The organism is Bacillus multifaciens, from assembly GCF_030756675.1.
In the GTDB taxonomy this organism is placed as follows: domain Bacteria; phylum Bacillota; class Bacilli; order Bacillales; family Bacillaceae_G; genus Bacillus_A; species Bacillus_A multifaciens.
This window is the reverse complement of record NZ_JAVBXD010000010.1, coordinates 36,266-58,093: the sequence shown is the minus strand read 5'-3', so window position 1 is coordinate 58,093 and position 21,828 is coordinate 36,266. Positions and strand designations below refer to the sequence as shown.

The following is a 21,828-nucleotide window of genomic DNA, read 5'->3' as shown; positions in this document are numbered from 1 at the left end:
AATAAATGCGTTATAATAATTAAACGCTACGATTACCAAATTTTTCTGAATCTAAAGATTGTAGAGATATCTTCAAAAAATGAGTGGTGATTAAATCAACAATAGATACACACTTTTGAGGAGAGTAACAATGATTTATTTACGACAATTAGTTTGTTTTGGCTATCAACAAGCTCTTTCCTGTATTTTTCCTGTACTAATCTTTTTGACACTTGCTCTTTCGAAGGTGATCCATATTCCGGGTCTATACCGTTATGATTTCATCTTACTCGTCTGCCTTCTCATTCAATACGGCATGTATAAAAGCGGGCTTGAAACAAAAGACGAGCTTAAAGTGATTACTGTTTTCCACCTTATTGGATTGGCATTAGAAATATACAAAGTGCATCAAGGTTCTTGGTCTTATCCGGAAGATGCATGGACAAAGGTGCTGGGCGTACCGTTATATAGTGGTTTCATGTATGCGAGTGTTGCGAGTTATATATGTCAGGCATGGCGCAGGTTTCATTTGCAAATAGAAGGATGGCCAAATGCGATATGGACGATTCCGCTAGGAGCAATGATTTATTTTAATTTTTTCACCCATCACTTTATGTATGATTTCCGCTGGGTTTTAACAATCTTATTATTTGGAGTGTTTTTTCGTACTTATGTACATTTTTATTTACAAGAGGTTACATACAAAATGCCACTTGTTCTTTCGTTTTTTTTGATAGGTTTTTTCATTTGGATTGCAGAAAATATCGCAACTTTCTTTGGAGCGTGGCAATATCCAAATCAACATGGAACGTGGAAACTCGTTCACATTGGAAAAATTAGTTCATGGTTTTTACTCGTTGTCATTAGCATTATGATAGTCGCACAATTAAAACAACTTAAAATGAAAAAAAGCAAAGATTTCTCTCAAAATAAGTCTCTTCATCCTAAATAAAAGAGGGTGATCCGTCTTGAAAAGAAGAAGAGTAGTCTTTTTTACATGTATTGTAATCGTTATTTTTGGAATCGGAATTGCGGCATATAATAAAATAAGTCGTGAAAATAATTTAGATTGTAGAGCAAGTGCCGTTCAAATCAAAGCTGTTTTGGTAGATTATAAGGGACAGCCGTTATCTGATGTACAAGTGTATGAAGCTTCAATCTCTAATAAAGAACGTGCTGTCACAAATTCACAAGGGGAGTTTCAATTTTACTCAGGTGTTTGCGGTAATATTACTTTACTATTTGTTACTCTAGATGGAAACACGTACACAAAAATATTTGAAAGGGAAGATGTGCCTAACATAATAAAGTTAGAGTAGTAAGTCATATATATGCATTTTAATTTCTCTATATATAAGTCGCTGCTATGTAGAATACTACATGCTCTCCTTTTGTTTTATACATTGCACGAGGTAGGAAAAGGTCCTGACAGTTTCTATGTGAAGTCTAAGTGGTCAATGGATTTATCATCTAGTTGCAAAGTACCGAAAAAAAGTGAAGCAAACAAAAAGTAACTTTAAAATCAACCTTTATTGTATATTTTGGAGTTAGTTGACGTTTATTTTCCAAAAGTTAATAATAAATAGGTGGATTTGTACGAATTTAGGGGAGGTAAAAAAATGACGATAAAAAAAGCTTTGTTATTCTTGTTTATGATGGTAATTGGTTTAACAGGATGCTCTATGATTGAAGAAGGTAAGGATTCAATTGACTATGCTCAAAAGGCAAAAGACTATGTTAATAAAGTGAGTGCGTTTGCAAATGAAGCGCCGGGATTAGTAGAAAAAGCAATCAACGATAGTGCCTCCCGCAAAGAATTAGAAACTAGACTCAGAGAAATCCAAAAGGATATTTCAGCTTTTAATGATTTGACACCTCCTGATGTAGCAAAGGATATTCATCAGCAAATTGTTGGATATAATGAAAAGTTAAATGGATTAATTGATACAACCATGAAGAAGGTAGAAGAAGGAAAAATGGATGTAGAACAATTCAAAAACTCGGAACTTATGCAGACAATTCAACAAATTCAAGATTCAAAAGATAAGATTCAAAATTTAGGTAAGTAAATATAGTCTGAAAAAAAAAGTCTGTTATGTATAACGGACTTTTTTAATTTGAAGGTGTAACAATAAGTTGTTTAGTTATAATTTCTCAACTTTTATAAAATTCAATACGTTATAATGGTCATTAGGTGCAATGGTCACCAAATATTTCTAAAGGTGGAGGTTAGCGGTATGTCTTCAAATAATGAAATGAATCGTAACACATTGCCTGAGATCCAATTAACTTCAGCTAAGTTTAAACATGAAGCATATGACATTTATAAAGAGTTGCGTTCATCGCATCCTGTTTATCAGGTATATCCCAACGCTTGGCTCATTACAAGATATGAAGATGCAGTTAGTTTATTAAAAGATGCACGTTTACTGAAAAATGCTGAAAATGTATTTAGTAAAAAAGAATTAGAAGTCACTTTTACATTAGAAAATGGAGAGTTTTTGAGAAAACATATGCTGAACTTTGACCCACCTGACCATAGCCGGCTACGATCCCTTGTTCAAAAAGCGTTTACTCCCCAGATGATTCTACAACTGAAAGATAACATTCAATCTGTTGCTGATAGTTTACTTGACAAAATAGAATTTCAGCACACTATAAACCTCGTAAACGATTATGCTTTCCCACTTCCAATTATTGTGATTAGCGAAATGCTCGGTATTCCTCAAGAAGATCGAGATAAATTTAGAGTTTGGTCACATGCGGTTATAGATTCTCCAGAAACGCAGGAAGCTTTGCAAGAAGTTGATAAAAAATTAGGTGAATTCATTAACTATTTACGATATTTAGTGGATAAAAAACGAGAAAATCCTTCAGACGATTTAGTCAGTGCATTAATACAAGCAGAAAGTGAAGGAACAAAATTAAGTGCCACGGAATTATATTCAATGGTTATGCTGCTTATCGTGGCAGGGCACGAAACAACTGTCAATTTAATCACAAATATGACGCTAGTATTGCTTGAACATCCTGATCAGTTGCAGCTTTTACGGCAAAATCCAGATTTGATTGACTCAGCAATTGAGGAGTCGTTACGATTTTACAGTCCAGTTGAATTAACGACAATGCGCTGGGCGTCAGAATCATTTACATTACATGGTCAAAATATTCAGTCGAAAGATGAGGTTATTATTTCCTTAGCCTCTGCGAACCGCGATGAGAAGATATTTCCAAATGCTCATATATTTGATATTACAAGAAAAAATAACCGTCATATCGCTTTTGGCCATGGCAGTCATTTCTGTCTTGGTGCACCGCTTGCTCGTTTAGAAGCAAAACTTGCAATTCCTACTTTATTACATCGTATGCCAGGTCTTGGATTTAAAGGAAAAAGAGAAGACTTAAAATGGAGTGGGAATTATTTAATGCGTTCTTTAGAAGAATTACCATTATCTTTCTAAGTGAACGGATAAGAAACAGTATGACACCTCTCAAAGCTGTTCATACTAGACAATAAAGGAGGTGTCATACTATGGCTCAAGATGTTCTTTGTGAAGTAAACAACTGCAAATATTGGGGAAATGGAAATAAGTGCAATGCTGAGTCCATTTATGTAATAAGTCATACAGGGAAACAAGCATCTGATAGTAAAGAAACAGATTGCAAAACATTTATACCAGAAGTTTAAGTCTCGAAGGGTAACCACAATCTAGGTTACCCTTGTCTTATGTATATTATTGATAATAACAATCATTTTCATACTTTTTATATGTAAAGAATATAAAAATTTTGCATAATAAATGTTTTCTCTTGACCTGAAATGCGTTTCATACATTATAACTATAATGTTGCATATGAGAACGATATCATTTATCGCATTTATAGAAACGAAAGTAGGGAATAGAAATGAAACTTATTGCAATTGATTTAGACGGCACTCTTCTTACATCAAAGAAGGTAATTAGTGAGGAAAATGCGGCAGCTATTAAAGAGTGTCAAGAAAAAGGACATGTCGTTGTGATTTGTACTGGACGCTCTATAATAGATGTTCAAAAACTTCTCCATGAAGCAAATTTAAAATGTCCAATTATTGCAGAAAACGGTGCAATTTTGTATTTAGATAATGAAATGTTACAGCGATATCCGATTGCAAATAAACATGCAGAAGAGATTGTTAATTATTTAGAAGAAAAAAATATATTTTATCAATTGTATACAGATCAAGGGGTATATATCCCAGAATACGGAGAAAAAACGATTGAACTTGAGATGAATTTAATCATAAATTCTGATATACACGCTGATGAAGAAGAACTGAAACAAATAGCAGCATTATATTTAGAGCATACTGAAACGAAACCAATCGAAAGCTGCAAATCGCTATTTTCAACGCCAATTCACATTCATAAAATTCTCCCATTCTCGTATCAAAGAGAAAAATTAAAGTTATTAAAAACGCAATTTATAAATAACGAGGAGCTATCGATTACGGCATCTTACTGGCACAATCTTGAAATAAATCATATTTATGCTCAGAAAGGGAACGGATTATATACACTAGCAAATCATTTAGGTATATTAAAAGAACATACCGTCGCAATTGGTGATGGTTTAAATGATATGTCTATGATGGAAAAGGCAAATATATCAATTGCAATGGAGAATGCTGTGGAAGAGATTCAAGCAATTTGTCGCTATAAAACACTTTCAAATGATGATCATGGTGTTGCTCATGCCCTTCGCTGTTATGTAATTGGCTGAAGTTATTTTGCTAGTTAGACCACGGCCAAAAAATGATGAAAGAGACAAAAATGCTCTTATTAATTCAATTACTTAAACTTCATATTAGTTAAACACGCAAAAAGGAACAGATTTCGACAAAATCTGTTCCTTTTTGCGTGTTTTTATTCACTTTCCCTTACTTTCTTGTTGAAAAATAAAAAAATTCATGAATAACTCTATTTTTCTATGTACCTTGATAAATTTAATTCGTATAATGGAAAAGTTAAATAAATTTGAAAATTAAACAAAATCGAAAAATCAATATATATATTTGAATTATTAATATAGGAGTTGTCAGATATGTATCGGCTTACAGAACTTATTAATATTGTAGAAATACAAAAAATGGCAGAACAATTTTATTTTTTAACACATATTTCACATCAGCTTCTTGATTCCAATCAAGAGATACTATTCCATTACGGCACCGAGTCCAATGATACACATTTATATACAAAAATTCATGTCCCAATCATGATTTATGAACAGATGATTGGCAATTTTATCATTGATTCTCCTCAAGACCGTATTGATACTTGTACAATATATTTCCAATCCCTTGCAACACTTATGAACAATATCGGAATGAATACATTGCAACAACTTCAGGAGAATCAATCAATACCTGCTGAAAAAGTATGTACTATTTTGCAAAACATGCCCGCTATGGTCGATGCGTGTGATGAAGAAGGAAATATTGTTATATGGAACCGAGAGTGTGAACTAGTAACAGGCTACAGCGCAGCTGAAATTGTAAACAATCCCCGCGCATTAGAGCTCCTTTATCCCGATAATGAATATCGAAATCAACTGCTTTATGAGTTCTCAACACGTGGGAAAAACTTTCGAGATTGGGAAATGACACTTACTTGTAAAAACGGTGATCAAAAAACAATAATGTGGTCAAACTTATCAGATGAGTTTCCCATCCCTGGATATAGCCATTGGGCAATCGGTATCGATATTACACATCGAAAGAAGATAGATGAAGAACTCATCCAAAAGTCATCTGAGTTAGAATTAATTTTTAAAGCGTTACCAGATTTATGTTTTTTAACTAATTTGGATGGAATAATTGATGATTATAAAGCTGCTTCTTCATCAAAGTTTTATGTACCGATTGAAGAATTTATGGGCAAAAAGTTTCAAGATGTTTTACCTCCAGATGTTGCCGATCAGTTACATGACGCAATTGTTAAAGTACATGAAAATAATTCCATAGAAATTGTAGATTACTCTTTAGCGATGCACGATAGTATGTATTATTTTGAAGCGCGATGTTTGCCGCTTTTAACAGATAAAATTATGGTTATTGTTCGTGATATTACGGAACAAAGGAAGACAGCTGAATTATTAAATAAATCAGACACTTTAGCTGCAGTCAGTCAACTTGCTGCAGGCGTTGCACATGAAGTACGTAATCCTTTAACTGTTATAAAAGGCTTTATACAATTATTGCAATTGAAAAATGATTCAGAATACTTTACGCTAATGCTGTCTGAAATTGAGCGTATTGAATCTATTATTCGTGAGTTTTTATCGATTGCAAAACCTGAAATTACTTCTTTTGAAAAAAAGAATCTATATTCTATATTAGAAAATGTTGTGTCATTAATTAACACAAAAGCAATCATGACAAATATTCATATTACATTCCAACCAGATCCTAGCTTCTTATATATTGATTGTAGCGAAAAACAGTTAAAGCAAGTATTTATAAACGTTTTACAAAATTCAATTGAAGCAATGCCAAATGGAGGAGACATCATAATTACTGCTAAGAAAACAAGCGACAATGAGGTCATGATTTGCGTTTCCGATGAGGGGATTGGTATTCCGGAAGAGAGAATAATAAAACTTGGAGAACCTTTTTATAGTACGAAAGAAAAAGGAACGGGTATTGGTTTAATGATTAGCTATAAAATTATTGAACGTCATCAAGGAAGAATCCATATAAAGAGTAAGGTTGGAGTAGGAACTTCAGTGAAAATTCACTTACCAATTACTCAAACTTCTTAATTTATGAGAGATCATACAGAGCATTTTCCTACCTCATGTAACGGTAATACATAAAGATAAAATGAGTGCTAGTTACTTTTACATAGCAAAAACTCAAATGTTGAAAAGATCAAAATGGATTTATAAAAAAATGTTCGTTATGTTTATAAACACATAGGAGTAAGAGAACTGGTTTTTGATCAGAAACATTCTTTTACTCTTTTTTCATTATATTTCAACTACTAGACCGAACCTTTCAAAAATTATAAAATATGAACCCTCAATTTTTATCCAAGTCAATATCATCAAAGATTTTCGTAACCCTCTTCTTTAAGAAACGACTATACATTTTCTCATCTAATTTTAATCTTCCTTTCATTAGATTTTCCATTTTTATGGTTAAAATAGAAACGAACAATTACATTTCATAGCTACAGAAAGAGGGGGATCAAAATGTCAAAAAGTCTACTAAATCAAATTTTTCATGTGTCCATAAAAATTATAGGCGCCTCCATTATTGCATTTGGTGTTACTATGTTAGTATTAGACTTTGTGGTAGGAAGTCTAATAGCATTAAAAGGTCTAAATAAAAATCTTGGATCCCTTGCAGAATACGGAGCGATTGCAGCAGGTTCTTTATGGTTAATTCGTAATATTTGGTTGTATTTGCATAAAAGAAAAATAATGGTTTCTAAATATACGAAAGAACTTTATATGTTATTAAAGCAGTATCATACGTTAATCGGGTATGCAGTTTTCGTGGTCGCTACTAGTCATGGGATCTATTTTTTAATTGTAGGTAGCCGCCATATGATTCGAATTTATAGTGGAATTTTTGCTTTAATTGGATTAATCCTTGTTGCGATAGCTGGTATACTATTACACAAATTGAAAGATAAGAAAAAATATATAACATACCGTAAAGCACATCAAACTGTTGCTGTTATATTCGGGATCGGATTACTCATACACCTTTCTGTATAGGAGTGATAATATTGCAACGTATTTTAATTATTGAAGATGAAGAAAGTTTAGCAGAATTTTTAGAATTAGAACTCAAATATGAAGGATACGCAGTCGATGTTGTGTATGATGGAAGAAAAGGTTTAGAAACAGCTCTTGAGCATAATTATGACATCATTCTTCTTGATTTAATGCTTCCTGGTCTTAACGGAATTGAAGTATGCCGCCGATTACGTGCAACAAAAGAAACGCCTATTATTATGTTAACAGCTCGTGATAGTATCATGGATCGTGTAACTGGATTAGATAGCGGTGCAGATGATTATTTACCGAAGCCTTTTGCCATTGAAGAACTGTTAGCAAGAATGCGTGTGATTTTGAGAAGAAATCAAAAAGAAGAGCATAAAAATAAACTTCTTTTAAGATTTAAAGATTTAGAACTTGATGTAGAGTCTCGAACTTTACACAAAACAGAAGAGATAATTGAGTTAACAAATAAAGAATTCGAGTTGCTTATGATGTTTATGAAAAATATCAATCGCGTATTAACAAGAGACATGCTCTTAGAGCAAGTCTGGGGATACAATGCAGTGGTAGAGACGAATATAGTAGACGTTTATGTACGTTATTTACGTAATAAATTAAATAGCAAAGACAAAGAAACGTATATACAAACTGTCAGAGGCGTAGGATATGTGATGCGATGATGAAGCAACTAAGAAATCGCATCCGGAATCTTCCTGTAAAATGGAAATTAACACTATGGTCCAGCACATTAATATTTGTTTTATTCTTTTTATATAATATTTTACAATATGTGATTATTGACCATTGGACGCTTGATTATGAAAAAAAGCAAATTAATAGGCAAGTAACAGAAATAGAAGCTTATTTTAAGAATGAGAATACAAATTTTTCTGCAGATATGATTGAAAACAGTAAGGATTTTCTTGCAACTATTAATGATAAACATCAAATGATTCGAATTTTGGATGCAAAAGGAAAGGAACTTGTCATTGTTTCACGTGACTTTGAACCGAATTTAGTTAAGCCAAAGCACGTCGATCGACCTGAAACTTCTATGAAAAGGCAGCTTGAAGATAGAATATTTGTACAGCGCACGCCGATTACAACACATACATTTACTGGTACAATTGAAGTTGCACAAAACTTTGAAGCTTTTGATCATTTAATGAAGCTTATTTTTCTTGTTATGATTGCTGCCGGTATTGGGGGATTGCTTCTTAGCTTTTTAGGCGGTACCATTCTTGCAAAGCAACTTCTATTAAGTGTGCAAGCTATTACAGATACGATGAACAAAATTAAGACAAATGGATTAAAAGAAAGGGTACCAATTCACGAAAACAATGATGAATTCACCAAACTCGGACTGCTTTTTAATGAGCTTATGAACAATCTAGAAACATCCTTTATGCAACAAAAGCAATTCGTTGAAGACGCATCCCATGAATTACGCACACCACTTGCGATTATACAAGGACATCTTTCTATGTTAAACCGCTGGGGAAAGGATGACCCTGCTATATTACAAAAGTCGTTAGATTCTAGCCTAAAAGAAGTAGATCGTCTCAATAAACTTGTGTCAGAGTTATTAGAATTATCCCGGGCAGAATCGGAACAAATGTATCCTCTTGCAGCCGACCCTGTACATGTAAATTCAGTAATAGAACAAGTTACACAAAATTTCGAATTGCTGCATGCGAATTTTCAATTTGAGAGACAATTACATACGAATCATGCATGTGTTTCTATTCCAGCTTCTTATCTCGAACAAATTTTAGTTATTATACTAGATAATGCGATCAAATATACAAAAGAACATGAAAAATACATTTGCTTGCAAAGCGAGGTAGAAGAAGAGAAAATTAAGATTACCATTACAGATCACGGAGTCGGAATACCAGAGTCTGAATTGCCATATGTACTAAATCGTTTTTACCGAGTCGACAAAGCAAGAAGCCGAAAACAAGGCGGAAATGGATTAGGACTTTCCATCGCAAAGCGCCTTGTAGAAAAATACAATGGACGTATTATGATAGACAGCAAAGAACAAAAAGGAACGACAGTTACTTTAGTGTTTAATTGTGTAAAAAGCGAGAAGTAGATTGCATACTTCTCGCTTTTATTTGTGGACTTATTATACATTTTATAAATACCGAATACATTTTATAAATACCGAAGAAAAATGAGAAAAAGATGAGAAAAAATTTAAGAACATTTCATTTTGCCAGTATATACTGAGTAAATCAACGAAATAGGTAATTACGTACTGAATGTAAACAAGGAGAGAATTATATGAATTACACAATATTCCACTGGATTAATAATTGGGCAGGATCCTTCGCTTTGTTAGACAAAGGGATGATATTTATTACAAGCAGCGCCCCATATGTTGCAATTATCTTGATGCTTTCTTTATGGTTTAGCAATGGACAAAAAGAAACAGCTATGCGTAAACAATATACAGTTTTGTACACAGCAATTTCTGTCTGTACAGCACTACTTGTAAATGTTTTGATTCATGCACTTTATTATCATCCACGACCATTTGTCACATATCATGTGCACAAATTAGTGCCACACGCTGCTGATTCCTCGTTTGTAAGTGACCATGCTGTACTTGTATTTTCTATAGCATTTACAATGATTTTACGAGGAGAAGCTTGGAAAAATATCGCATTGTTTTGGGCTATACTAGTTGGCATTTCACGTATATATGTAGGTGTTCATTATCCGGCAGATATTATAGGCGGAGCTGTTTTATCTTTCATAACAAGTGCTTTAGTAGTCAAATATACAAACAAAGTAGAACCTTTGGCACGTCTCATATTTCAAATTTACGCTATAATAACAAAACGAATTCCAATACTGTCTAAGTACAATCATACAGCGTGAACTACCCGCCACTTAGCGTCCTTACGGATTGTTTGAAGTGGGGGCTTCTCGGTTAGTCGTTACTTTTGATAGCTAACGAATTAGTCTAAGACCGCCGAGCTAACTCCCTTGTTCCAAAAGTTTTTGATATTATTTATGCTGATGCTAAATACTACTTTTAGATTATAACGCTAAATATTGGTAACAATAATAATCATGTATATCAATTTAAAGGATGATATGATGATTTATATTTATACTGATTATGGCGGGACACATACAACTTCATTAGCGGCAGCATATCATTTAAAAAAACTACCAACGGATCGGAAACTTACGAAAGACGAGATATTAAACGTTGATTATTTTAATAAACTAAAAACTTCCGATATGGGGAAAATTATTTTTCACGGACGAGATGAAAACGGTGATCCAGTTTATACAGTCGGTCATGGTGCATCTAAAGTTGTGGTTCCAGCTTTAAAAAATTTAAGTATACTATTACAAGATAAGTATCAAAACCACGAAAAAATTGTGTTTTCTAATACATCACCAACTGTACCATTTGCGATGACGATCGGTGGTTTATTTTCGAGAAGATTAAAAATTGATTTTATTGGCGTGCCATTATTAGTTTCCGGTGCAAAACAAGCTTGCGATAATATAATCAGGCTCGTTGAATATACAAAGCAGGCTGGAAGATTAACAAATGAAGATGTTGTAGTATTAGAAAATGAAAACTTTAAATAGTTTAAGCAAAAAGGATGGCTAATTATATATTAACCATCCTTTTTGTTATAATATCTCAACTTTTTTTCGAATGACAATCTTATCAATATCATCTTCTTCATCACCAATATATAAACCACGTTCTCTCAAATACATTTCAAAATACAAATCAGCTTCAGAACGTTCATCGTATGGCTTTACAGATAAAACAAACCCTAATTTTTGTTGATCTTCCAAATTGACAGTAGAAATGTATGCTGGAATTTTATTACGTAAAAATAACTCTTTAACTGGAATAATCATGTCTTTCATTAACTTTGATAAAAGAGTCATTTCAAAATCAAAATTAAAACGATCGATGCTTGATAAATCTGCAAAAACAACACCAATAAAACCAGTGTTAAAAATTTCTTGATAATTTTCTTCTTCAATATTTCCGTTATAAAAGTTCTTTTCAATTAAATAATTTTTAAAATATGCAACACCTTCAGCTTCTTTAAAAGGTTTCGTCGAAAGAACAAACCCAATTTTCTTTTGTTTATGTAGATACACACACGATAAGTAAGCAGAAACATGATGTTCAGCGAAAAGAGAACTTGTTGCTTGTGCAAGACCATCTAATACATGATGCGCAATATGCAGTCGTTTACGAGAAAAGTAATATGATTTTTTTTGAAGTTCTAATGTATCGATAAACACAGAGCCAATAAAGCCTGTATTTGATATAGTCGGAGTATGCTTTTTTCTTCCTCTGCGTTTATTTTGAGCCAATGAAATCCATCCTTCCTAGTATCTATCCCAAAGGGGGATGAGACAAAAAACGAACATTTGTTCTTATGTTCATATTGTACTATTTATTCGTTAAAAAGTAAATGTTTTATCCTCAAAAATAAACAAAAAAGATGCCTTAAAAAGGCATCTTAATAAAGAATAGGGAAGAGAACTTCCCCATAATATTATGTATATTTATATTAAGAAATAGATGAAATTTCTTCAGCATCTTCGACATCTAAATGGCAATCCATTGTACGTACTTCTTGATCTTCATGGCTTCCAAAATAAATAGTAATGTTCATATGTATCGCTCCTTTATTTTAGGAATACCTAAAATAATCATTTATTGTTTTTTATTATATACTACTTTACATGTTCCTACAATCTTATCATGATTTTCAAAAACATTTCTTTAATATTAAGAAAATTGCTATAATAAACCTATCTATATTAAAGGAGGAAATAACATGCAAAAAACACTAAAAACATTTTCAAGCGTAGGAAGAGGAGTGAATATCAACTAACGTAATATAGCACTCCTGCTTCCTAAATCCATTATGAAAAATGAATAACGGAAAGTAGGAGAACAATTGAAGAAACAAACAATCGCAACACATAATATTTCGATTTTATTTTGGGTACAATTTTTTGGAACAATTAGCTTTTTACAGCCCGTAATGACTCTTTTTTATATGGAAAAAGGCTTAACGGCAGCAAATATCTTTATTGTCATGATGTGTTGGAGCGTGGCAGTACTTATTGGGGAAATCCCAGCAGGTGTTTATGCGGATCGATTCGGTGCAAAATTATCATTTTTGACAGGATCGATCATAAAAACTGTCAGTATTTCTATCTTATTATTTGCAGACAATCTATGGATTTTTTGTGTATACAGTTTATTGAACGGTTTGTCAGTTACATTTTTCTCCGGTGCAGATGAAGCACTTATTTATGAATCGTTAAAAGAAAATAATGAGCAACATGAAATGGATCAAGCAATGGGGAAAATCCAATCAGCAGGCTTTATTTCCATGTTAATCGCTGTAATCTTCGGCTCGTATTTCGCTAAAGATTTACGAGAAGAACAATTTACATTATTAATTGTTCTTGGAATAGTATTTCATTTGGTAGAACTTGCTTTACTATTTTTTATCAAAAGTCCAAAGAAACTATCATCTTACCGAGAAGAATCTGTTTCGCAAATAATTAAAGGGATAAAGGTAATTCGTAAAGCACCGCAATTACTTATTATGTTTTTAAACGTCTCGCTTGTTTTTATTCCAGCAAGTGCAGTATATGACGCTTTTAACCAACCGTTGTTTACGAACGCAGGCCTTCCTGTATTTGCAATTGGCGTTATGTATGCTTTAGCAGCTATCCTTGGATACTTTTCTTCGATATCAATCGGATGGCTTACTAATAGATTCTCACGTACAATGTTAATGAATGTATCAGGAGGGTTAGCTGTTAGTGGTTTACTATTATCAACATTTTTTGGAGATACATTGTGGGTTGTATTAGGAGCGTTCTTTATTTTACGGTTCGTACGTGCAATTCGTTATCCGATATACTCGCAGCTTAGTAATGACATAATTCCGTCTCATGTGCGTGCAACAACGATTTCGTTATTGTCTGTTTTAGATTCGATATTGGACCTTATTATTTTCGGAACACTATCATTCGTAGCCGTTAAGTCATTACCATTTGTATTTGCAGTTTGTGCATGTATTGCATGTATTGGAACGTTTTTGCCAATAAAAAAAGTTGAGGTGGGTGTTACTGCGCACCATAAAATGAATCGAAATATAGAATAAAATACTCCCCCAAAGTGTTCTATAAACTTTGGGGGAATTTATGTTTAAATCATAAAAAATTATCAAATGGAGGCCAATCTAATGTTACATATAGAAAAAGCAAAACTTGATGATTTACAATGGGTTAATTTTCAATACGAAAAGGTTGATTTTGTACCATCACATTTAGAAAATGAAGAGATTGCAATTGCATATTTTAATAGTCAAAAAGCCGGCTTAGGAAGATTAGTAAAAATTGATGAAAATAGCTTTGAAATGGGTGGAATATATACGTTAGAAGACTATAGAGGAAAGAAAATCGCTGATAGCATCGTTGCATTTCTAATTAATGAAGCACGGAAACTTCAAATTCAAAATGTATATTGTATACCATTTGAACATTTAAAACCTTTTTATAGTAAACATGGATTTCAAGAAGTAGTAGATTTAACTGCGGTTCCTAAACAGATTATAGATAAATATAATTGGTGCTTAGAGCAATATGATATAAAAACATTGTTAATGAAATTATAAATTTGAAAACACACATAGAGTGTGTTTTTTCTTTTTTTAAAGCTAGAAGAGCATACGTGAAATTACATAATTCTAAATTAGGCATTTGAACAAGTCACAATACCTAATTTTAGGTCATACTTTGTTGGGGAGTGCAATTCGAAATGGTCTATCGTCTCTTTTGTTACAAGTTGTTTTTTGTTACGACTTGCAAAGTATATACATGGAGGTTATGAAATGAATAATTTTCAACAAGAACTTCAAACGTTAAATTTAAATGATTATCAGACTGGAAATGTTGTGTACTGGGATAGTCAAACTCCTTCTCCATACTATATTGAAGAAGACTATACTCGTCGTTGCGGTGGTTGTGGCCGCTGTGGTGGTTGTGGTGGTCGCTGTGGAGGGTTCGGACGTTGCGGCGGATTCCGTTGCTTTGGATGCTTTGGATGCGTTGGCTGTGGCGGTTGCGGTGGTTGTGGTGGTTGCGGAGGATGTGGTGGCGCCGGATTCTGGTGGGACGGAATATGGATTATTTAATCCCAATTTTTTAATTGAAACTTTACTTAAAGAAAAGCGTTTCTACTGTACCTTTATTGTAGAGACACTTTTCTTTAAGTATGATAAACCACTCTTCTTTTTTCCGTTTGACATAAGAAAAAATAGGATACATAAAATTGTTATGATGACAGTTTAATGCAACGAACAGTGAAGGAGGAGTACAATGACAAAATTTAACTCTTCTACGCGTTTGAAAATGAAACGAGATACTTTTTTTCTCTCTAATCCAAAAGGAGAAGTGTATTTTAGAAATAATGCCAGTTCATTCCGTATGGAAGGAAAATCAATCAATCAATGGATTGAAAAACTGGTGCCGATGTTTAATGGGGAAAATACATTAGGAAATTTGACAGATGGCTTACCTGAGCTATATCGAAAGCGAGTATTTGAAATAGCAGAAATACTGTACCAAAATAAATTTGCAATAGACATAAGTCAAGATCATCCACACCAATTGTCAGAACATATTCTTAAAAAATACGCATCTCAAATTGAATTTTTAGATAACCTCGGCGTTTCAGGTGCATATCGTTTTCAATCTTATCGCCAAACGAAAGTATTAGTTGTTGGTTCTGGTTCTTTTTTTGTTTCCCTAGTTTCTGCGTTACTTGAATCAGGATTACCACAATTCCAGATGCTAATTACTGATTCCGTTCAAACTAATAAAAGAAGGTTAAAAGAATTAATAGAATATGCACAAAGAACAGATCCTGAAATGGCAATTGAAGAAATTTTTTTACAAAAAGAAAAAAGAAATGGTTTGAAAGATGCAGTGCAGCCATTTCAGGCGATTTTGTATATATCACAAGGAGAAGACATAGAGGAATTAAAAATTCTTCATGCTATTTGTAAAGAAGAAAAAAAGATTTTCATCCCTGCCATATCTAGGCAAGGCATTGGATTAGCCGGGCCACTCGTACATCCAGAAAATGATGCTTGCTGGGAATCAGCTTGGCGACGTCTACACAAGTCTGCATTTTCTAAAACTTCAGGGGAACACACTTTTTCTTCTACAACGGAGGCAATGTTAGCAAATATAATTGTATTTGAACTGTTCAAAAAGGTTACAGATGTAACGAAACATACGCAAACAAATCAATTTTTTCTGTTAAATTCCGAAACGTTAGAAGGAAACTGGCATTCCTTTTTATCTCATCCCTTAGTAACTGAGAAGATGGAAATCAAATGGGTTCCAGATTTCAATACGAGAATCAAGCAGAGCTCAAGTGAAAATAAATGGGATGAACCTACTTTGAACTTGAATTCCCTTGTATCAAAAGAAGCAGGGATTTTTCATATTTGGGAAGCAGGTGACTTAAAACAGCTGCCATTGGCTCAATGTCGTATTCAAACAGTTGACCCGCTGTCAGAAGGCCCTGCTGAATTATTGCCAGATATGATTTGTACAGGTTTGACCCATTTGGAAGCAAGGTATGAAGCTGGATTAGCCGGAGTTGAGACCTATATATCGCGAATTGCTAGTTCAATAATTTCTGAACATGAGCAATTTATAGGAATTGGAGCCGGGGATACGATTGCAGAATGTGTGTCTAGGGGATTACAAAAATGTTTGGATGAAGAATTTCGTAAGAGACAAATAAAACAAAAAATTTCTGTTTCCACGCTAAAATTAGATGTAATTGAAGATGAGCGCTGCAGCGTTTATTTGCAAGCACTTACTACATTGCAAGGAACACCAACAATCGCTTTAGGAGAGGACGTTTTTAATTTCCCTGTGATTTGGATTAGTACAAATAATCGCTGGTACGGAAGTGTAGGGTTAAATAAAACATTAGCGTTACGTAAAGCATTACAACAGGCACTTACAGAAGCACAAAATTGTGATGATTGCCACGCATCACAAGCACTAAAGACTTCATCAGTTTTATTACAAGAAAAACTGCCATTACATTTCAATATTTCTTCTTGTGAAAACATGACACAAGAAGAAATATTACAATCTGCTGAACAGACATTAAAACAAAATGGAATGCGGCTTTACGTATTTGAAATATCGCTAGAAGACGTTTGGAAGGAGGAACTGGCGGGACTATTTGGAGTATTATTGGGAGAGGAGGAATCCCAGTGAGTGCTTCCATTTTAATTATTGGAGAGGGACTATTAGCAAATCGTGTATATGAAGAATTAGCTGTCCGATATGAAATCACCAAGAACACCAATTTTAATCTAAATATACCAGCAACAACCGATTTAGTTCTCGTTTTACATGATACTTGGAATCCTTCTATTCATAAACAGGCAGAAAGTGTAGTTCAATCGGCGAATATCCCTTGGTTGCGAGCTTTCGTTTCATTTGGAAAAGGAATAATCGGTCCGCTCGTTCGTCCTGGCACACCAGGATGTTCCCAATGCGCAGATATACGCCGTACTTTTGCAGGAAGTGATTCGAAAGAGATGTGGGAAATAATGCGAATCTTATCATCGAAAAAGGAAATCCCCGGGGACATATGGACATCAAGTAATGGATTAAGACAGATGACACATATTCTGTTAAGAGAAGTGCAGTGTATTCTACAAAATGATTATGTACGATCAGAAGGACACATGTTTTTCGTAAATTTACAAACTTTGAAAAGCTCCTATCATTTTTTTCTACCTCATCCTTTATGCTCAAATTGTAGCCAAATGCCTAATGATTCATCACATTCAGCTAAAATTTCATTGCAATCAAGCCCAAAGGTTAACTTAGATAATTATCGTTGTCGTTCAATATCTGATTTAAGTAAAGTACTAGTTAAAGATTATCTAGATTATGAGACTGGTTTTTTAAATGATAAAATGTATGATCTTACGCCCCCATTTGCTGATGTAAGTGTGAATCTTCCGCTTCTCTTCGGAAATGAACCAACGGCTGGCCGGACTCATTCATATGCAACGAGTGAATTAACTGCTATTTTAGAAGGATTAGAACGATATTGCGGTCTAGAGCCTCGGGGAAAACGGACAGTCATTCACGATACGTTCCGCAATCTAGGTCATCAAGCATTAAATCCTCTTGAAGTAGGGGTACACGCAAAGGAACAATATATGAAACCGAATTTCCCGTTTAAACCATTTCATCCAGATCGTCCAATGAACTGGGTATGGGGTTATTCATTTCTACAAGAACGTCCAATTTTAGTTCCAGAACTACTTGCTTATTATAGTTTAGGTAGTAAAGATGGTTTTGTTTATGAGACTTCCAATGGTTGTGCATTAGGTGGCAGTTTAGAAGAAGCAATTTTTTATGGCATTTTAGAAGTCATTGAGCGCGATTCATTTCTGTTAACTTGGTATGCAAAGCTTTCCCTCCCGCGTCTTGATCTTTCTTCTGTCAATGATCAAGAGTTGCAGTTAATGATAGAACGTGTACGTGCAGTAGGGGGATATGATATACATGTATTTAACTCGACAATGGAGCACGGAATTCCAAGCATTTGGGCATTGGCAAAAAACAGAAAAGAGAAGGGGATGAATATTCTCTGTGCAGCTGGAGCCCATTTAGATCCGGTACGAGGAGCGAAAAGTGCAATATTTGAATTAGCAGGCATGATGTTAACACTTGATAAGAAACTTGAGGCGAATCACAAGAAATATGTACAGATGTTCCACAATCCTTCTCTTGTGAAGACAATGCATGACCATCCTATGGTATGCGCTTTGCCAGAAGCAGAAGAACGGTTTCAGTTTTTGCTAAATAATAATCGACCGTTACAAACATTTACCGAGGCATTCAAGCAGAAAACGAGACATGAGGATTTGACAGATGATTTAAGAGAAATGCTTCATATGTTACACCAGTTAAACCTCGATGTGATTGTAGTAGATCAGACGACACCAGAAATAATGCGAAATGGATTACATTGTGTGAAAGTAATCATTCCGGGAATGTTGCCAATGACATTTGGGCATCATCTTACGCGCTTAATAGGTCTAGAAAGAGTATTAGACGTGCCAATGAAACTTGGGTATACGAAGCAATCGCTAACGTTTGAACAACTCAATCCACATCCACATCCGTTTGCATAAGTGATGATTAGGAGGGAGAAGGATGAGTTTAGAGACATTTTTGAACAATTTACACGTTAATGACGAATCAACCTCCTCGACTTGGGAGGTTGACTGGGAAGACGGGCCACTTCCCTATAAGCTTTATCGGGACTTACCGGTAATTCCGTTACCTTCTGATGTTACGTTAACACTTGAAAATCTCGAAGTATCAATAGAACCGAATCTTCGCGAAATCGGTCATTTTCTTTGGTACGTATTTGGGCTTACTCAATTCTGTCAGTCAACCTTACCATCGCCAGAAAAACATGTTATGCAGTCTTATCGGAGATTTATTCCCTCGGGTGGTGGCTTATATCCAAATGAATTGTATATATATTTAAAGATGGAAAATGTGCCTATTGGGATTTACCACTATGACGTTGCACATCACCGCTTAGTATTATTAAGAGAAGGGAATTTTGATTCATATGTAGCCCGGACTCTTGGGAATAGCTGTGACACATCCGCTTGTTTCGGTGTTATTTTTGTATCGACAATGTTTTGGAAAAATTTCTTTAAATACCATAACTTTTCTTATCGTCTGCAAGGATTGGATTCAGGTGTGTTAATCGGACAATTGCTAGAAGTAGCAAAACGATTTCAGTTCACACCAAGTGTGCATTTTCAATTTCTAGACCGGGCCATCAACCATTTACTCGGGTTATCCGATCAAGAGGAGAGTGTATATGCAGTTATCCCTCTGTCGGTAAATTCTGTAACCACACAGTTCAATACTGAAAATGATGCTACGAATAAAGAAGTCTCTGCCACTCAATTATGTGAAGAATTACCATTTATTCACCACAATCACTATGTCCGATCACGAAATATTGCACAGTATCCAATGTTGATTCAAATGAATAAAGCATCTATGATTGAATCAACACGATCGTTTCAAAAAATCAAGAGTGAAACGAATAGAATGCGTGATGGTCAAGCGTTAGTTCTTCCTCGTATACAGCGAATGTCGTACGACTTAACAGCCGCATGCCAAAATCGATTTTCACCGGAAATGGATTTTACTTTTCGGAAAATGAATCAAGAACAATTGACTACGTTGCTACATGATACAACTGCTTCTTTTTCCTATCAAAACGATTTAGATACAAAGCATGAAGAACTGGTATCCCGCGTTTCCTTATACGTATGTTTATTTGGTGTTGAAGGGATCCCAAATGGCGCTTATCATTATGACAGCGATGCTCATGCATTACGACAAGTACATCTTGGAGATCATCGATTCTTACTGCAAAGCGGGATGACATTCCACAACGTGAATCTCTTCCAAGTACCACTTTGTTTACATGTAGTAGGGGATAAAAATCATCTTAAAACTGAACTTGGATATAGAGGATACCGCATCCAACAGATGGAAGCAGGCATCCTAGTACAGAAATTATTGTTAGCAGCTTCTGCAATAGGACTCGGAGGCCACCCGCTTCTTGGATTCGATGTGAAATTGTGTGATGAAATTTACAAGCTAGATTCAGAAGAAAAAACGAGTCTCATCCAAATTCCAATCGGCTTTTATCGACAACGACCTTGGTTGAAAGGGAGTTTGCATAGTTAAAAAAGCGTTATTATATGAAAAAAGCTTGGATTCTAATGAATTCAAGCTTTTTTCATATAGTAAACACTCTTAACAAAACGCAAATCGGCGATGGTTATATAGTGAAACTTTAATCAGTGGTGGGGGCTTCATCCCCACTGATTATCAGCCGGTCAATGATTTTTTAAAAAAATTGTGAATAGCAAAGTCTTTCGTTTTAATGGGTATAATTGGAAATATAGGAGGGTTTTTTTTCTTTTTGAAGAATAAGTTAATATATATTGGTATTAAAGAAAAAATAAAAAATGATTGTTTAACTTTATAAGGAGTTGAAATAAATATGTGGTTTTTATTAGATATATTTAACCTTTCTATATATCTTCCTTTTTTAAAACCAAGTGAAGAAGACATAATTAGGAACATAAATGAATTAAAGAAATATGAATGGTTTAAAGATTTATATAAAGATGAAAAAAATGCTTATCTTATAATACATGATTTAAAAGTAAGACGAGCTATTGGTAAATTTAATATAAAAAAATTAATAAAGATAGTTATCAAAAATATTATCGAAAAAAACTTAATGAAATTTTGAAAAATAAATGATTAATAATAGTGATTTTAGAGGGTATTGTTAATTACCATTCGTTTCTACATCGCCATCAAGCTAAGAAATTCATTGTTCCCCAAAACGAAAAAACTGACCTGAATTCTCATAAATAACTGTTGTAGTGATATAAAATTTTCGTTTCAGGGCTACTTCAAAATGTTACATTTTATTATTTTTCACTAGAAATAATACTTTATAAAAGATTGTTTTATCCATCTGTATTCATGAGTACAATTCTCCAACCATCCGGATCTTCTATCGTAGTTCCCTTCTCTATCCAATACGGATTTTCAGGTTCAACTTCATAATAGTTCATTTTATTTAATCGATTCGTTATTTTTTCAATTTCATCTTTATTAGGTATATAAAAGACAAGTAAATTATCTTTTGTTGGCGCAGGACAGGGGCTTCCATTCACATGCCTGGTAAACTCAAGATGGTACTCTTCATCAGGCAATCCAAACATGACCCCGTCGTAACCTGCATGATTTTGAAACTCTCCTATGCGTTGTAAACCTAATCCTGTTTCATAAAAATTTATAACTTCTTCAAATTTATCTGTTGGTCTTGCAAATCTAAACTGAACCCAATTCTTCATGTAATTCCCTCCTTTTAAATTTTAAAAGCTCTTA

General features: G+C 34.0%; 21 protein-coding genes. 19 read left to right on the top strand and 2 right to left on the bottom strand.

All coding sequences use genetic code 11. The features are described 5' to 3' along the window. Positions 1-130: 130 nt before the first annotated feature. The 12 genes from Q9306_RS09000 (at position 131) to Q9306_RS08945 (ending at position 11,367) form a co-directional block, all read left to right on the top strand. Positions 131-931, top strand: a complete 801-nt coding sequence (locus Q9306_RS09000; protein WP_306197433.1) for a DUF817 domain-containing protein — start codon at positions 131-133, stop codon at positions 929-931. A 16-nt stretch (positions 932-947) separates the two neighbouring features. Beyond that, on the top strand, positions 948-1,298 hold the full coding sequence (locus Q9306_RS08995) for a hypothetical protein (protein ID WP_306197432.1): 351 nt from the start codon (positions 948-950) through the stop codon (positions 1,296-1,298). 300 nt (positions 1,299-1,598) lie between these two features. Next, positions 1,599-2,048 (top strand): DUF6376 family protein, encoded by a 450-nt coding sequence (locus Q9306_RS08990; RefSeq protein WP_306197430.1) that lies wholly within the window; start codon positions 1,599-1,601, stop codon positions 2,046-2,048. Between the two features lie 168 nt (positions 2,049-2,216). Next, positions 2,217-3,440, top strand: coding sequence for a cytochrome P450 family protein (locus Q9306_RS08985; protein WP_306197428.1), 1,224 nt, complete (start codon positions 2,217-2,219; stop codon positions 3,438-3,440). Between the two features lie 71 nt (positions 3,441-3,511). After that, the gene (locus Q9306_RS08980; protein WP_306197426.1) at positions 3,512-3,667 is read left to right on the top strand and encodes a DUF1540 domain-containing protein; all 156 of its coding nucleotides are present in this window, start codon (positions 3,512-3,514) and stop codon (positions 3,665-3,667) included. A 218-nt stretch (positions 3,668-3,885) separates the two neighbouring features. Next, complete coding sequence (locus Q9306_RS08975; RefSeq protein WP_306197425.1) at positions 3,886-4,740, top strand: Cof-type HAD-IIB family hydrolase; 855 nt, start codon at positions 3,886-3,888, stop codon at positions 4,738-4,740. Between the two features lie 321 nt (positions 4,741-5,061). Continuing rightward, positions 5,062-6,780, top strand: coding sequence for a PAS domain-containing sensor histidine kinase (locus Q9306_RS08970; RefSeq protein ID WP_306197422.1), 1,719 nt, complete (start codon positions 5,062-5,064; stop codon positions 6,778-6,780). Positions 6,781-7,212: 432 nt separating this feature from the next. Next, entirely contained in the window at positions 7,213-7,743 is a 531-nt protein-coding gene (locus tag Q9306_RS08965; protein WP_306197421.1) for a hypothetical protein, read from the top strand. 11 nt (positions 7,744-7,754) lie between these two features. After that, a complete protein-coding gene (locus tag Q9306_RS08960; RefSeq protein ID WP_306197419.1) occupies positions 7,755-8,429 on the top strand; it encodes a response regulator transcription factor in 675 nt (224 codons plus the stop codon). Next, positions 8,426-9,847, top strand: a complete 1,422-nt coding sequence (locus tag Q9306_RS08955) for a HAMP domain-containing sensor histidine kinase (protein ID WP_306197418.1) — start codon at positions 8,426-8,428, stop codon at positions 9,845-9,847. The genes Q9306_RS08960 and Q9306_RS08955 overlap by 4 nt, the downstream gene beginning before the upstream one ends. Before the next feature lie 191 nt (positions 9,848-10,038). Further along, positions 10,039-10,638 carry an undecaprenyl-diphosphatase gene (locus Q9306_RS08950; protein WP_306197416.1) on the top strand — a complete coding sequence of 200 codons (600 nt, stop codon included), beginning with the start codon at positions 10,039-10,041 and terminating at the stop codon, positions 10,636-10,638. Between the two features lie 222 nt (positions 10,639-10,860). Next, positions 10,861-11,367, top strand: coding sequence for a DUF3189 family protein (locus tag Q9306_RS08945; protein ID WP_306197414.1), 507 nt, complete (start codon positions 10,861-10,863; stop codon positions 11,365-11,367). Positions 11,368-11,412: 45 nt separating this feature from the next. Here the strand turns inward: Q9306_RS08945 and Q9306_RS08940 are convergent, their stop codons facing one another. Beyond that, positions 11,413-12,117, bottom strand: coding sequence for a hypothetical protein (locus tag Q9306_RS08940; protein WP_306197412.1), 705 nt, complete (start codon positions 12,115-12,117; stop codon positions 11,413-11,415). A 593-nt stretch (positions 12,118-12,710) separates the two neighbouring features. On the opposite strand from Q9306_RS08940, the gene Q9306_RS08935 reads away from it, so the two are divergent. From Q9306_RS08935 to Q9306_RS08905, 7 genes are all read left to right on the top strand, one after another. Then, the gene (locus Q9306_RS08935; RefSeq protein ID WP_306197410.1) at positions 12,711-13,934 is read left to right on the top strand and encodes an MFS transporter; all 1,224 of its coding nucleotides are present in this window, start codon (positions 12,711-12,713) and stop codon (positions 13,932-13,934) included. Between the two features lie 81 nt (positions 13,935-14,015). After that, positions 14,016-14,447 carry a GNAT family N-acetyltransferase gene (locus Q9306_RS08930; protein WP_306197408.1) on the top strand — a complete coding sequence of 144 codons (432 nt, stop codon included), beginning with the start codon at positions 14,016-14,018 and terminating at the stop codon, positions 14,445-14,447. A gap of 216 nt (positions 14,448-14,663) precedes the next feature. Continuing rightward, positions 14,664-14,966 carry a heterocycloanthracin/sonorensin family bacteriocin gene (locus tag Q9306_RS08925; protein WP_306197555.1) on the top strand — a complete coding sequence of 101 codons (303 nt, stop codon included), beginning with the start codon at positions 14,664-14,666 and terminating at the stop codon, positions 14,964-14,966. Positions 14,967-15,150: 184 nt separating this feature from the next. Continuing rightward, positions 15,151-17,076 carry a putative thiazole-containing bacteriocin maturation protein gene (locus Q9306_RS08920; RefSeq protein ID WP_306197406.1) on the top strand — a complete coding sequence of 642 codons (1,926 nt, stop codon included), beginning with the start codon at positions 15,151-15,153 and terminating at the stop codon, positions 17,074-17,076. Then, on the top strand, positions 17,073-19,016 hold the full coding sequence (locus tag Q9306_RS08915; RefSeq protein WP_306197404.1) for a TOMM precursor leader peptide-binding protein: 1,944 nt from the start codon (positions 17,073-17,075) through the stop codon (positions 19,014-19,016). The genes Q9306_RS08920 and Q9306_RS08915 overlap by 4 nt, the downstream gene beginning before the upstream one ends. Before the next feature lie 22 nt (positions 19,017-19,038). Beyond that, positions 19,039-20,607 (top strand): SagB/ThcOx family dehydrogenase, encoded by a 1,569-nt coding sequence (locus tag Q9306_RS08910; protein ID WP_306197402.1) that lies wholly within the window; start codon positions 19,039-19,041, stop codon positions 20,605-20,607. 319 nt (positions 20,608-20,926) lie between these two features. Further along, positions 20,927-21,181, top strand: a complete 255-nt coding sequence (locus Q9306_RS08905; protein ID WP_306197400.1) for a hypothetical protein — start codon at positions 20,927-20,929, stop codon at positions 21,179-21,181. Positions 21,182-21,404: 223 nt separating this feature from the next. Here Q9306_RS08905 and Q9306_RS08900 read toward each other — a convergent pair whose 3' ends face one another. Next, positions 21,405-21,794 carry a VOC family protein gene (locus Q9306_RS08900; RefSeq protein ID WP_306197398.1) on the bottom strand — a complete coding sequence of 130 codons (390 nt, stop codon included), beginning with the start codon at positions 21,792-21,794 and terminating at the stop codon, positions 21,405-21,407. Positions 21,795-21,828 lie beyond the last annotated feature (34 nt).